This window comes from Streptomyces sp. NPDC026246 (genome assembly GCF_055567995.1).
This window is the reverse complement of sequence record NZ_JBVHPJ010000018.1, coordinates 1-13,847: the sequence shown is the minus strand read 5'-3', so window position 1 is coordinate 13,847 and position 13,847 is coordinate 1. Positions and strand designations below refer to the sequence as shown.

The 13,847-nt window shown below is 70.0% G+C and carries 10 protein-coding genes; 8 read left to right on the top strand and 2 right to left on the bottom strand.

Going from position 1 to position 13,847, the window contains the following annotated elements; all coding sequences use genetic code 11:
- Positions 1-6: 6 nt before the first annotated feature.
- The 8 genes from ACZ4M5_RS31850 to ACZ4M5_RS31815 all read left to right on the top strand — a co-directional run bounded on the left by ACZ4M5_RS31850 (position 7) and on the right by ACZ4M5_RS31815 (position 11,264).
- A complete protein-coding gene (locus ACZ4M5_RS31850) occupies positions 7-438 on the top strand; it encodes a GPW/gp25 family protein (RefSeq protein ID WP_467742048.1) in 432 nt (143 codons plus the stop codon).
- Positions 439-441: 3 nt separating this feature from the next.
- Complete coding sequence (locus ACZ4M5_RS31845) at positions 442-2,397, top strand: putative baseplate assembly protein (RefSeq protein WP_467742046.1); 1,956 nt, start codon at positions 442-444, stop codon at positions 2,395-2,397.
- Positions 2,394-2,927: a phage tail protein gene (locus ACZ4M5_RS31840; RefSeq protein ID WP_467742044.1), complete on the top strand. Its 534-nt coding sequence runs from the start codon at positions 2,394-2,396 to the stop codon at positions 2,925-2,927. Before ACZ4M5_RS31845 ends, ACZ4M5_RS31840 begins: the two co-directional genes overlap by 4 nt.
- Positions 2,928-3,730: 803 nt before the next feature.
- The gene (locus ACZ4M5_RS31835) at positions 3,731-4,363 is read left to right on the top strand and encodes an NADase-type glycan-binding domain-containing protein (RefSeq protein WP_467742042.1); all 633 of its coding nucleotides are present in this window, start codon (positions 3,731-3,733) and stop codon (positions 4,361-4,363) included.
- Between the two features lie 47 nt (positions 4,364-4,410).
- Entirely contained in the window at positions 4,411-4,767 is a 357-nt protein-coding gene (locus tag ACZ4M5_RS31830; protein WP_467742040.1) for a hypothetical protein, read from the top strand.
- A 1,156-nt stretch (positions 4,768-5,923) separates the two neighbouring features.
- Positions 5,924-6,724, top strand: coding sequence for an MHYT domain-containing protein (locus ACZ4M5_RS31825; protein WP_467742038.1), 801 nt, complete (start codon positions 5,924-5,926; stop codon positions 6,722-6,724).
- Positions 6,725-8,329: 1,605 nt separating this feature from the next.
- Complete coding sequence (locus tag ACZ4M5_RS31820; protein ID WP_467742036.1) at positions 8,330-10,003, top strand: ABC transporter substrate-binding protein; 1,674 nt, start codon at positions 8,330-8,332, stop codon at positions 10,001-10,003.
- A gap of 40 nt (positions 10,004-10,043) precedes the next feature.
- A complete protein-coding gene (locus ACZ4M5_RS31815) occupies positions 10,044-11,264 on the top strand; it encodes a metal-dependent hydrolase family protein (RefSeq protein ID WP_467742034.1) in 1,221 nt (406 codons plus the stop codon).
- Between the two features lie 134 nt (positions 11,265-11,398).
- On the opposite strand, the gene ACZ4M5_RS31810 is transcribed toward ACZ4M5_RS31815, so the two are convergent.
- Both ACZ4M5_RS31810 and ACZ4M5_RS31805 read right to left on the bottom strand, forming a co-directional pair.
- Entirely contained in the window at positions 11,399-12,367 is a 969-nt protein-coding gene (locus ACZ4M5_RS31810) for an aldo/keto reductase (protein ID WP_467742032.1), read from the bottom strand.
- Positions 12,368-12,593: 226 nt separating this feature from the next.
- The coding region (locus ACZ4M5_RS31805) for a Stk1 family PASTA domain-containing Ser/Thr kinase (RefSeq protein ID WP_467742030.1) at positions 12,594-13,847 on the bottom strand (1,254 nt) is incomplete at its 5' end.

Below are 13,847 nucleotides of genomic sequence, written 5' to 3'. Positions count from 1 at the left end.
GCTGCGGTGAACAATGACCACATCGGTACGGGCTGGGCATTCCCACTTGGCGCGGGCGTCGGCGGCGGCATCCGCACGGTCAGCGGAACGGCGCTGCTGGAGCAGTCCATGAAGCTCATCCTGACGACCTATCCCGGCGAACGCCCGATGCTCCCCGCGTTCGGATCGCGACTGCGCGACTACGTGTTCGCCGGAACCGATCCGGACACCCTCGACGCCCTGGCCCGCGAGGTCGCCTCGGCTCTCGCCGCCTGCGAACCGCGCATCACCGTCCAGGCCGTGCGGGCACGACCTGACACGGACCGCCCCACCCTGGTGAACATCGAGATCACGTACACGCCCCGGGATTCCGACGACCCGCGCAACATGGTTTTCCCGTTCTACGCGATGCCGGACGACGACGATCTGTCCGCCGGGCCGGACACGGAAGGACGGTAGATCGTGCTGCCCACCCCCGACCTGGACGACCGGCGCTTCACCGACCTCATGGACGAGGCCAGACGGCTGATCGCGCGGCGTTGCCCGGAGTGGACCGATCACAACCCGTCCGAGCCGGGCAGCACCCTGGTGGAGGCCTTTGCGATGATGGCGGACCAGATCATCCACCGGCTCAACCAGGTGCCCGACCGGCTGTACGTGAAGTTTCTCGATCTGATCGGGCTGCGGCTGCTGCCGCCCGCCGCGGCCCGCACGCCGGTCACGTTCTGGTCGACGTCACCGGTCACCGAAGCAGCACTGATGGTGCGCGGCGGCACCCGCGTCGCCACGCTGCGCAGCGAGACCGAGAAGGCGGTCACCTTCTCCACGGACCACGACGCGACGATGGTGCCCGCCCGACTTGCCCACATGCTCACCCAGGCGGACGGTGACGACGGCCCGCGGGACCGGGAGTTCGGCGCGCAGGGCGTGCGCGCCCCCTTCGCCGCGTTCGGCACGCCACCGCGCGCCGGGGACGCCCTTCTGCTCGGTCTGGAGCGAGCCGTACCGGGCTGCGCGGTCCGCGTGGGGTTCGAGGGCCATATCGACGGCGTGGGCGTCGACCCCGAGGCGCCGCCGCTGGCTTGGGAGGCCTATGACGGCTCGCAGTGGTCAGCGTGCGAGGTGTCGGAGGACGGGACGGGCGGCCTGAACCGGGCCGGCGACATCGTCGTGCACGTGCCCGAGGCGCACGACATCGCCGTGCTCGGCGGCCGAACGGCGGCCTGGTTGCGGGCGCGGGTCGTGGACCCGCCACCCGGACTGCCCGGTTATACCTCCAGTCCCGTGGTGCACGCCCTGAGCACGGTGACGGTCGGCGTAACGGTTCCGGCCAGCCACGTCGAGGTCGTCGACCGGGAGTACCTCGATGATGCGGAAGGGGTCCCCGGCCAGCGGTTCCCCCTCCCGCGAGGCCCGGTCCTAGCCCCGTACGGCGACCCCGTCCTGGAGATCGCCCCGCCCGGGGACGATCCCGAGTGGGAAACCTGGAACCGCGTCGACGACTTCTCCGGCAGCGGGCCCGAGGACCGGCACTTCGTGCTGGACGCGATGGCCTGCGAGGTGCTGCTGGGCCCGGCCGTTCGGCAGTCGGATGGAAGCCTGCGCCGATACGGGGCGGTGCCAGTGGACGGCGCCGCCGTCCGATTGCGCCGCTTCGCGGTGGGCGGTGGGGCCGGCGGTAATGTCCCGGCGGGCGCGGTGCGTTCGCTGCTGTCGTCGCTGCCCTTCGTCGCCGGGGTGGAGAACCGCGCCGCGGCGCGGGGCGGGGCCGACGGGGAAACGTTGACCGAGGCGGTGTCACGGGCCCCGCTGGTGCTGCGCAGTAGCAGCCGGGCAGTGACGGCCGATGACTTCGAGTCGATGGCGCAGCAGGCCGCGCCGGAACTGGCGCGGGTGCGGCTGCAGCCCGACGAACGGCCCGGGGCGGTCCGGCTGCTGGTGGTGCCGGCCGCGCCGGCCGGTGAGCGCGTGCGCCTGGAGCATCTGGTGCCGGCGCAGCGGACCCTGGACCGGGTGGCCGAGCAACTGGAGCGGGCGCGGCTGGTGGGGACCCGGGTGATGATCGAGCCTCCGTTGTACCGGGGCGTCACCGTTGTGGCGCGAATGACGGCTCATCACCGGGCCACCGGGGACCGGGTGCGCAAGGACGCTGAGGAGGCCCTGTACCGGTTCCTCGATCCGCTGCCGGGCGGCGGGCCGCGGGGCACCGGATGGCCGTTCGGGCGGCCGGTGCAGGTAGGTGAGATCTTCGCGCTGCTGCAGCGGGTGCCCGGGGTCGATCTGGTCGACGACGTACGGCTGTTCGCTGCGAACCCGGTGACGGGCGAGCGGGGGCAGGAGAGCCGGCGGATCGATCTGCCGCCCAATAGTCTGGTGGTCTCGTACGACCATCACATCCGGGTGGAGGAGCGGCGGTGAGGGCGGCGGTCGAGGGGCTGGGCAGCCCGTACTCCCTGGCAGACCTGCTGCCCGGAGTGTTCCGCGAGGACCCCTTCACGGTGCGGTTGACGGCGGGCTGGGACGAGGTGATCGCACCAGTCGTCAATACGCTCGACTGTCTCGACGCGTATCTGGACCCGCGGCTCACCCCACCGGACTTCCTGGCGTGGCTGGCGGAGCGGCTTGGCGCGCGGCTGGACGAGAAGTGGCCCATGCCGCGGCAACGGGCGGCGACGCAGGAGGCGCTGACGGCGCACCGTACCCGCGGCACCGTCGCCGGTGTGTGTGAGCAACTGGCGATGGCGACCGGCGGCGGGGTGGAACTGTTGGATTCAGGCGGGGTGTTCACCTCACGAACACCCGGCGGGGTGTTCCCCGAGGACCTGCCGGAAGCGGTGGTGATCCGGGTGACGGGGGACGGGGAACCGGGCGCCGTCGACCTGGAGGCGCTGACGCGGCAGTGCATGCCGGCCCATGTGCCGTATCGCACGGAGGTGGTACGCCGATGATCGTCTGTCGCCGCTGCGGGGGACGCAACTACGACGCCGACGACTTCTGCGGGTCCTGCGGCGCGTTTCTGGAATGGTCGGGCACGCGTACGGCTCCGGAGATCTCCCTGGAGGTCAGGGAGGAGGCGGAACAGGCCGCCTCCGCTCCCCCGGCCCCCCTCCTCCGCAGGGTGGTCCAGGGTACGGCGCGCTTGATCAACCCACCGGCGACCGGTGCCCCGGTGGATGTCCCCCCGCACGGCGCCTTCCCTCGCCCCCCCGGCCTCGGTGGCTCCCCCGGCCCGAGCGGACCCCCACGCCCCCCCGGCCTCGGTGGCTCCCCCGGCCCCAGCGCACCCCCACGCCCCCCCGGCCTCGGAACCCCACCCGGCCCCAGCGCACCCCCACGCCCCCCCGGCCTCGGTGGCTCCCCCAGGTCCGGCGTTCCGCCGCAGCAGGACGACACCGCACCTCTGCCGACCGTGCCGCCGGCCGCGTCGGCGCGTAACAGGGACGCCGCCCTCATCGTGCCGCTGCCCCCCGGCGCATCGGCCGACGACGAGGATCTGCTAGACAGCGAACCAGACGTCGTCCTTCCACAGACTCCGCAGCCCCGCCCCACCCGGCGGCACCGGCCCACGCTCCGCAGCAACACGATTCGCCCGGGCGATCTGATCTGCGGCGACTGCGGGCAGGGCAACACTCCCAGTCGTCGGTTTTGCGCCCGCTGCGGGCACGAGCTGCGGGAAGCTCAGGTCGCCCGCACCCCCTGGTGGCACTGGCTGCGCCGGCGTCGCGGCCCCAGAGTCGTCCCACTGGACAGCTTGACCGGTCAGCCGAGCGAACCGGTCCCCGCCCCCAGCGGTGCGTTCGCCTCGCTGTGGGCCAAGGTGAGGGTTGTCGCAGGCGTCGTCCTCTGCGTGTCCTGCATGCTGTACGCCACGTACGCCCCCTTCCGCAACACGGTGAACGACCATGCGGCGTCCCTGCGGGCCACCGCGACGGGTTTCCTGGAGTCCCGGTACGACCCCGTGCGGCCGTCCGGCATCCGCACCGAGGACTCCGTCAAAGGCAGCGCCTCCGATGACCTCGTGGATCTCAACACCGCGACGTACTGGGCTGCTCCGTTCGCGTCCCGCTCCTCCCCTAGGAGCACCGAGAAGGCCACCCTGGTGGTGGAGTTCGACCGCGTCGTGGCGCTCGACCAGCTCATCGTCACGGCCGGCGCGGGCGACGCGTTCACCGAGCACGGCCGTCCCCGCCAGATGCTGCTCACCTTCACCAACGAGAAGCAGATGCGCCTGCAGCTCAAGGACACGGCCAAGCCGCAGAAGTTCCCGCTGAGGAATGCCACGGGCATCAAGACCGTGCGCATCGAGATCACCGACGTTTACCCCTCCGACCAGGGCAAGGACGTGACCGTCGCGGAGCTGGAGTTCTTCTCGCTGCTGTCGTGAACAGGCGCGATCCACTGTCAACGCCCGTCCCGTGTGGAGGAGTTTTGATGCAGTCAAGGGCCGCGTGGGAACTCCTCGCGAAACCATGGCGCGAGGAGCTGTCCCAGGTTCCCGACTTCGATGAGTACTGGCGGCGGTTCCGGCTCGCCCGTGGGTTCTCCCTGTCCGCCTCCCCCGATCCGCTCGAGGACGGCTTCCTTGACTGCCTTTCCTGGTACTTCGGCGAGTGCGTCTCCTTTGACGGCAGGCTGCTCAAGACCGGGCTGACCGGCACGGAGGACTACCGCGGCGCCGTCGAGGATCTCTTCCACGACTGGTTCCCACTCTTCTGCGAGGAGTTCGCGCGCGCCATCGCCCGCGCCGACCAACAGCGCAGCGCCGGATGGGCCGCGGGGCCGTACTAGGCGGAAACTCCAGGGTGCCCGTTCCGGCCCGCTGGCAGGATCCGGCACGGGTACAGCACGCCGGCCGTTCGCGTCCCGTGGATCCGGCGGGCTGCCCGGGGCGCTCCGGTCAGTCGCGGTCGCGGCTGACCGGAGCTGACCGTCGGCCTCGTCCCGTGCTCCGTGTGCAGGTATCGGGCAACGGCAATGGACGGATCGTGGTCGCCCGTCGATCTCGCGACGGGCCACCACACTCGAGCCGGTGCACGTCACCGCCCGTCGGGGATTCGGTCGCCAGGTAGCAGCGCACAGTCCGCTGCGTGCAGAGCGCGGCTTCTGCCGGGTCACCGGCTCGGGCGTGGTGTCACGCAGGTGGGCCGTGACCATGAGTGCTATGGCAAGCACCAGTCCTGGTGCGACGGCGACCAGCAGGACCCGCGGTGGACGCCGCCGCCACGCGGCTTCCCGGTTCCTCCGGTGCGCCGTCTTCGCAGGCCGCCAGCGCTCGATCCTTGCCCGGATGCTTTTCTGCAGGGCGTCCATGGAGTCAGGAGCCGTACAGCGTTCTCGCGTGGCACTCCCGACCCTCGAGGCTGAGCCGCTCCAGTTCCGGATCGTCCGCGAAAACTTCACCGCCGGCTAGGCGAAACCTCCCGCGAATCACCGCGACCTTCTTGGCTTTTTCAGAACGGAATGTGCGACATCGTCCGGGACCTGGGGCTGCTCCCCCAGTTGCGGGTCTACTGCTTGACCTTGCGACCGGCGACGGATTTGTCCTCGCCACAGCAGGCGACCGTGCCCCAGGCCGGCAACAACAAGATCATTACGGCGGCGAATTCCGTGCTCGGTGCGGAGTTACGTCCCCATGTGCGCCTCGTGGGGATGCTCCGCTACGGGAATCCCGAAGATCTGTGGCGCGACCGGTCGCCGGACGCCTTCGGGGCTCTGGTCTGCCGCCCGGCAACCGGTCGCGGGCTCCATATGGCAGAAGGGATGTTGCGCCCGAGGCAGGTGATTTTCCTACCTTTCTGCAAGGTGCGCGGTGACGGCGCAGCCGGGGGCGGCAAACCGATTACTCAAAAGACTGATCAATCCTCCACGCAGGGCACTTCCAGCTTGATCCGGTCACGCCCCCGCGAAAGTCTCCTACTCTGCACGCGAGTCGGAAGTGAGATGCATGGTCGGCGAAATAGACGGATTCACGTACGGAGCGGTCACGCCCACCGCCGCCTTCGTGATGGCGACGCTGGGCTCGACTTTGGGGCTCAGATGTTTGACACGGGCTCTGGACCCACGGTCCGGTTTCAGGCCGGGCTGGCTCGTGCTCGGCGCGGCGGCTATCGGTTGCGGCATGTGGATCGCGTACTACGTCGCAATGATGGGCTTCGGGATCGACGACACGCGTCTCACGTACGCAGAGGACCGGGCGGCCCTCGGACTCGGCGTCACGATCGCCGTAGTGGGCGCGGGCCTGTTCGTCGTCGGCTACTTCGGACGGAGCCCGGCGGGGCTGGGCGCGGCGGGGCTGATCACCGGTGCGGGCGCGGCCATAGTGCACTTCGCGGGTATGAGCGCCGTGCACACGGCCGGCCGTCTGCCAACCGACCGGGCCGTGGTCGTCCTCTCCGTGGTCGTCGCGATCGCGGCCGCCACTGCCGCGTTCTGGGTGGCGGTGCGCTTACGGCCTGCCCGGGGGCCGATCGTCGCCGGTCCCGTCCTGGCGGTCTCGGTCACTGGGACCCACTACACGGCCCTGTACGCCCTGAGTCACCGCCCCGCGGGCGGAGCCGGGCAGATGCACGGCCACCCCTCGGTACCGACGCTGCTTCCCTTGCTCACGGGCCCCGTCTTCGTCCTGCTCTTCACCGCTTTCGTCCTCTCGCTGGACCCCTTCGTCCACGGCGCCGAGCCGTGGCGGGCAGAACCGCCGCCAGCACCGGAGCAGGCCGACCGAGCATCGGAGGTCTTGCGTGGCTAGGGGACGAGAGGAGCTGCCGCCTACGGCGGGTGATACCCCTCGGACCCGGTGAGGGACTGAAGGGACCGGGTTCAACTATTCCTGCGTCAAACCTACTCGCGGGTAGCCCAATTCCGGATCCCGGTCCCTACAGTCCCTGCGCACCACGGCACCCCGCCGCGTTCCCGCCTCTCGTGGCACGGTCCAGGCACCCTCCAGTGCTGCGCCCCTGTGCGATTTCACCGTGGAGCAGGTGGCTTTCCAGACCGGCGCACCCGTGGGGACGGTCAAGATCATGCTCACCCGGGCCCTGGGGGATCAGGTGAACGGTACGGCCGCTCCCCCGGTGGGCCCGGCCGCCGCCCGCGCCCGGCGCCGCGGATGCCGACACCCCATGGCTTCCCGGGTTCGGTGTTCCCCGATCCGGCACCTCCCCGGCCGACAGCACCGGCTTGCTCGCCAGTGACTGGCCGACATGCGCCACGCACCCGTGTGCGCACTGCGCACCTTGGTTGAGCACTGCACCGGATGCGGCTGCAACGGTAGACGCCCCGCCCCGTCCTCTTCCGCTCGATCAACAGCGGCTCACCTGCGACTTTGCCGCAAGGGCCCACCCAGGGCATGCACCCGCGCGGCCGTTAGCGCCCGCGCCCGGGCCCGGGCCCGGCACGTGCTCGTATGGGAGCGGTGTCCGGCGCAGGGCACCGCCACGGGTTCCACGGCAGCGCCCGGCCGGAACGCCCCGCCCCTGCCGTCGAAGGCGAACCGGCCCGAACCTCCAGGGAGCAGCCCGTGCGTGGACCTGGCTTCCTGCCACTCGCCGAGGAAACCCCGTCGATACCGATACAGGCACCGCCCGCGGCATCGGCTTCGACAGTCCGCCCGCTCCCAGGTGCGCGACACGCGGCCCCTTCCCTGACCGGCTACGGGCCCGTCGGCAGCCCGCAACACACGTCCTCGACTCTCGCCTGCCGGCCGTCATCCTCTTCGCCGTGTACGCCACTCACTCCGTCCTGGCCCCCGCCTACCGGCTGCCCCCCACACCCGTCACCCTGCTGATCGCCCAGGCCGCGCTGTTCGCGTTCGCGGCCCTGCCCGTCGTGCGCGCAGCACCCAGCTGCTCGGCCGGATGGACAACGACCCCACCCGGGCCGGGGCCCCCTCGGCTACGCTCGCGAGCTCCTCCCTGCGAACCGGTATCGAGTGGCCGGAGAAGCGGGCGGCTACGTGCTTATGGAACGGGTTCGATGATCGCCGGCGACTCTCTCACCAGGTGTTCAGCGTCCGGCACCCCCCGGTGCCGATCCTCCCTCACCTCCGCATTTCGACTGACGCATCGGTCAATACAGATGGCCTGCATCGTTGACATGGCCGATCTGGCGGAGCTACGTTCCCTGCAACTCGACGACCGTCGAGGGGCGGTGACGGCACCCGCCCAGGCCGCGCGCATCCGGCCCGAGCAGGACGCGCGACCGCCGCCGCTCGCCCGCCTCTCCCACCCACCTCCCTCGTGGCGTCCCGGGCATCCGGGCACCCGCCCTCCACTCCGGACAGCCGCGACCGACCGACACCCCGCACGCCGCCGCCCCCTCTGCCGTCGCACGGCGGTTTCACGAGAGGACCACCATGGCTGGACCGCTGCACACCCCCACCCGACGACAGGTCCTGGCCACCGGCACGGCTGCGGGTGCCGGTGTGCTGCTGAGCGGCTGCACCAGGGATCCGCGCCCCACGCGGCTCGGTCCTGCAGCCCATGTCACCCGGTGGGGTCCCGGCCCCGGCGATCCGGCCGGCGCGCGCTACGGGGGCAAGGTGATCACGGCCTGGGCGACGGAGGCCCAGTCCTACGACCCCGCGATCGGCTGGGACCTGCACAGCTGGGAGGCCATCTCAACGGTCCTGCACGCCCCGCTCTACAGCTACGCCGGACAAAACGGCGGTCCCGCCCCGCTCGCCGCCGCAACCCTGCCGCAGGTGTCGAAGGACGGCCTGACGTACACGATCGCGCTGCGCCGCAACGTTCGATTCCACAACGGCCGCCCGGTCACCGCCCAGGACTACGTGGACAGCTGGACCCGCGTCCTCGACCCAGATGTCGCATCCTGGGCAGCCAGCTATCTCTTCGGGATCGAGGGCGCGCAGAAGTTCTACGAGAAGAAGGCCAAGAAGGTCAGCGGACTGAAGGCCCTCGACTCCCACACCCTGCGCATCCGGCTGGCCGAACCGGACGTTCTCATGCTGGCCCTGCTCTGCCAGCCCTACACTGCCGCCCTACCCACCGAGGAAATCCGCCGCCTCGGCAGCTCCTTCGGCCGCACACCCGTCGGGACCGGCCCGTTCCGCATCACGCGTTACGACAGCAAGGGCCAACAGGCCACGTTCCAGCGCTTCGAAGGCTACTTTTTGCCGGGCACCCCGTTCATCGACACCGTCGAGTACCGCTGGGGCATCGACTACGCGATGCAGTCGCTCCAGTTGAGCGGCGGCAGCGTCGACGTCCTGGGCGAGGGGCTTGTCGCCAGCCAGGCCGCCCGCTTCACTGCGGACACCGGGACCCGCGGGAGGTTCGTCCACCCCGTGCCGGTCCGCGGCACCCAGTGGCTGGCCCTCAACCTCAAACGCCCGGAACTGCGCGACCGACGCGTACGGCAGGCCCTGAACTGGGCGGTCGACCGCGAACAACTCATGCGCGTCACCTTCGGACTGTCCGACCCGTGGGGCTCCCCCTTCCCCAAGAGCCTCGACCGGTACCAGCGCACGGCGAAGCCCTACACCTACGATCCGGACCGAGCCCGCGCCCTCCTGCGCGAGGCCGGGGTCGGACGCCTGAAGCTGGACTTCCCCCTGGGCACTCAGGAACCGTGGCCGCTGCTCGCCCAGGTGCTGCAACAGCAACTGGCCGAAGTGGGCGTAGACATCGACCTGCGGCCCATGGGCCAGCCCGCCTTCGACCAGATCACGGCGAAGGGCGAAGGCGACATGTACGGCAGCCGCCTCTACCTCACCCTGAACAGCGCAGCAGAGATGGTGTCGTCCAACTACACCTCTGACGCCGCCTACAACTACACCGGCTACAAGAATTCCCGGGTGGATGAACTCACCGCCAAGGCCCGCAGGAGCCGCACCGTCGAAGCGGCCAACTCGCTGCTGGCGCAGGTCGAGGAGGAACTCGTCCGGGACGCGCCCGCGGTGTTCCTCGCCAACATGAACTTCCTTGGCGCCAGGCGGCCGGAGATCCACAACTACCAGATGCGGGGCGAGACCGGCACCTACTACGACCGGCTGTGGGTCGGTCGCTGACCACGGTGTCCTGTGCGCCGGAGGAGAAGAGAGGAAGCGGATGGCCGTTGCATTGCGTTGCGCGCGGTTGGTGGACGTCGAGGCGGGCGCAGTGCTGTCCGATCGCATCGTCGTCGTCGAGGGTGAGCGGATCACGGCCATGTGGCCGGCCGGCGAACCGGTACCCGAGGGGTTGCGGCTGATCAACCTTGGTGAGGCGACACTCGCCCCCGGACTGGTCGACCTGCACACCCACCTGGTGGGTCCTACGGCCTGTGGCGATTTCATGCAGGAACTGCGCCAGTCCGGAGCTCAGTTGGCGCTCGACGCGGTGTCGCACGCCCGCGACACCTTGAACGCCGGTTTCACCACCGTCCGGGACGTCGGTGCCTTCCACGCCTTCGTGGACGTGGCGCTGCGCGACGCCATCGACCGGGGTGTCGTGCCCGGGCCGCGTATGGCGGTCGCGGGAGCGTATATCGGTGTCTCCACCGGGGGCGGCATGATCACCGGCCTCGCCCCGGGCATCGAACTGCCCCGGGAGTTCCGGTTCGGCGCGGTGCGCGATGTACCTGATGTCCGCGAGCGGGTGCGGGAACTGCTCACCGGCGGCGCCGACGTCATCAAGCTGATCGCCACGGGGGCCGTGCTCACTCCCGGCACCGTTCCCGGCGCCCCCGAGCTGCGCGAGGAACAGATGCGGGCCGCAGTGGAGGAGGCGCAGTGGTACGGGGCATACGTCGCCGCCCACGCCCACGGCACCGAGGGCATCAAATGGGCGATCCGGGCCGGTGTCCGCTCCATCGAGCACGGCACGGAACTGGACGACGAAAGCATCGAGCTGATGCTGCACCATGGCACATACCTGTCCGCCGACATCTGGTGGAGTGACTGGCTGGCGGAGAACTCGCAGGCGTTCGACGACGAACAGCTCGCCAAGAACGAGGCGGCGACCGAGCGGCAGCGGCAGAGTTTCGCGAAGGCGGTTCGGGCAGGGGTGCAGATCGGGTTCGGCACTGACGCCGGTTGCTTCCCGCACGGTTTGCAAACACGTCAACTCGCCACTATGTGCGAATGGGGCATGACACCTCTCCAGGCACTGCGCGCAGCCACCCTCACCAGCGCCGAGTGCATGGGCTGGGATGACCGCATCGGCTCCATCACCCCCGGCAAATACGCCGACCTCATCGCCGTCACCGGCGACCCCGAGAACCCCACCACCTACAACGACGTCCGATTCGTCATGAAGGGCGGCCAGATCGTCCGCAACGACCTGAGCTGAGAGGGCACCCCGGTCCATCCCGCTCCGCGTCGCTGCAGCGTCGGGACCTGCTGCCGGCACGCTGGCGGAGGACTGGCTCCCTTGAGCGGCACCGCCCGGCCAGGTGACCCTACGACCGGTGCCCGTCCCCTGGGCTACGGCAGCGCGGCGCCCCGTGCCGTGATCCACAGGCGGTACCACTCCTCGTGGCTGAGCTCCGGTGCGCGCCCAGCCGCGTCGGCGCAGGCGCGGATGCGGTCCGGCCGGGTGCTGCCCAGCACGGGGGCGATGCGCGCCGGATGCCGCTGCAGCCACCAAAGCAGGATCGTCTCCTCGGTGGTGCCTTTCGAGTCGGCGAGCGCCGAGACGTACGCAGCCGTCGCCCGCTCCTCAGGCGTCTCCTGGAGGCCTGTGAAACGGCCCCGTGCCAGTGCGCCCCACGCTTGGAGCTGGATCCCGTTCGCCCGGCAGTACTCGATGGTTCCTTCCGGGAAGCCTACGGACGACGCCTCAGCGGTGTTGACCAGCGCGCCCGCCTCTACCCAATCCCGGCGGGCAAGGCTCATCTCCAACTGGTTCGCGATCAGCGGGACATCCAGACGGGACTGCAGCAGGGAGATGTGGGCGGCACTCATGTTGGACACCCCCCAGCTGCGCACGAGTCCCTGCCGGTGCAGCGAATCGATCGCGCGGGCGATGTCGTCGGGGTCGGCCAGCGGGTCCGGCCGGTGCAGCAACAAGACGTCGACGACGTCCGTGCGCAGGCGGCCGAGGCTGGCCTCAACCTGGCGCACGATATGCTCACCGCGCAGGTCGTACATGCCGGGTAGATCGCCGTCGGCCAGGCGGATGCCGCACTTGGTCTGAAGCACGATGCGTTCACGCAGTCCAGGTGCGCGGGCGAGGACCTCGCCGAACACCGCCTCGGACTTGCCGTGCCGGTAGATGTCGGCATGGTCGAACACGGTGATGCCGATGCCGAGCGCCGCCTCGATCGCGGCCTCGGCCTGGTCGATGTCCGCCACCCCGTACGGAGTAGTGTCCCAAGCACCTCCGAGACCCATGCACCCGTACAGCAGGCGTTCCTCACCCGCGCCCCGGGCCCTGTCTTTCTCCGTCGTCATCTCGGCAGCCTTGCACAGGCGGCACAGTCCCACGCAACCCCCCGCTCAGGATTCTGATCATTTCCCGGGCGGTCCCCGTTCATGGCCGGTGTGCGCCGTCCTGGGAGCAACCCCGAGACGTCCCAACACCCTGACCTGCGGTTCGCGACCGGGTGAGGTGGAGCGACTGAAGCATGGTGAGTACAGCCACAGCAGGTCGCCGAGGTGACGGAGCCGTGACCAGTGCTTACTGCTCTCTCTCGTCCTGGTCGTCGCCGTCGCGTCGGTTGGCTGTGAACAGGTCGACCTCCGTGCCCTTGTCGAGTTGGGTGCCGGGGGGCGGGGTGGAGCCGAGGACACGGGAGCGGAGATCGTGCGAGCCGGTGATCTCGCCGACCTCCAGCCCGGTGGCCCGAAGCTTGCTCTGGGCACTCCTGAGGTCCTGGCCGCTGACATCGGGGACCGTGACCTGCTCGTCGGGCGGCGACCCGCCGACGACAAGGCGCACCGTGGAGTTCTCCTCTACTCGCTGACCCGCTCCCGGCGTGGTCGAGACGACCTTGTCGTTTCTGTTCGGGTCTCCGGTCTCCTGCTCGGTGCATACGCCGAGCAGGGAGTTCGCCGCCATTTGTGCCTTCGCCGCCTCGCAGGTCATCCCCACGACGTCCGGGACTGTGGCCTTCTGCTGCGGCTTGGGCTTCCGCTCAGTCCTGGCGACGACGAGGGTGATCGCCGTCCCCTTTTCCACCTCCGTGCCGGTGACAGGGTCCTGTTCCAGCACCGTGCCCGCCGTCTCGGGAGACACCCGGCTCTGCGTCCTCACCTCAAAGGCGTACGCATCAGCCTCCAGCTTGTTCCTGGCCTCCTCCGCATCCAGTCCGATCACGCCGGGTACCGCGACCTTCGGCGCACCGGTCGACATCTCCAGCGCGATGGTCTCGCCCTTCGTGACATCCGTGCCGGCCTCGGGATTCTGGGTGCAAACGTTGCCTTTGGCCTGGTCCTCACAGGGCTTCTCGTCGAAGGAGAGCTTCACCTCCCCCTCCGCGGCTAGTTGTTGAGCCTCCTCTCGACTTTTTCCCACGAAGTCGGGAGCCGCGACGGTTTGGCTGCCCACGTCGGCGCCCTTGGCACCACCCTCGATCTCCGCACCGTCGGTCATAGCCCAGCGGCCGATGAGGATCGCGCCGATCAGGACGAGGACGCCGGCCGTGACCAGCAGAATCGTGGAGGTGCTGGACTTGCGCTGCGGGGTGGGGCGCTCGGCGTAGCCGAAACTGCCGTCGTCCGGGTTCGACGGCGGCAGCATCGACGGCGGTGCCGCGGTAGGGGTCGAGGCGTCCCAATCGGTCGCAGGGTGGACACCGGCAGTTCCCTGGCCCGCGTACGCCACGACACTCAGGGCGGCGGCGGCGACGGGCTGGCCGTCCAGGCAGGCCTCGATGTCGGCGCGCATCTCGTCGGCCGACTGGTAGCGGTAGTCGGGGTCCTTCGTCAGGGC

Bases quoted from the DNA above. Each gene is read 5' to 3' on its own strand.
- ACZ4M5_RS31830 (WP_467742040.1), top strand. From the start codon at position 4,411: ATGCAGTCAAGGGCCGCGTGGGAACTCCTCGCGAAACCATGGCGCGAG.
- ACZ4M5_RS31825 (WP_467742038.1), top strand. From the start codon at position 5,924: ATGGTCGGCGAAATAGACGGATTCACGTACGGAGCGGTCACGCCCACC.
- ACZ4M5_RS31820 (WP_467742036.1), top strand. From the start codon at position 8,330: ATGGCTGGACCGCTGCACACCCCCACCCGACGACAGGTCCTGGCCACC.
- ACZ4M5_RS31815 (WP_467742034.1), top strand. From the start codon at position 10,044: ATGGCCGTTGCATTGCGTTGCGCGCGGTTGGTGGACGTCGAGGCGGGC.
- ACZ4M5_RS31810 (WP_467742032.1), bottom strand. From the start codon at position 12,367: ATGACGACGGAGAAAGACAGGGCCCGGGGCGCGGGTGAGGAACGCCTG.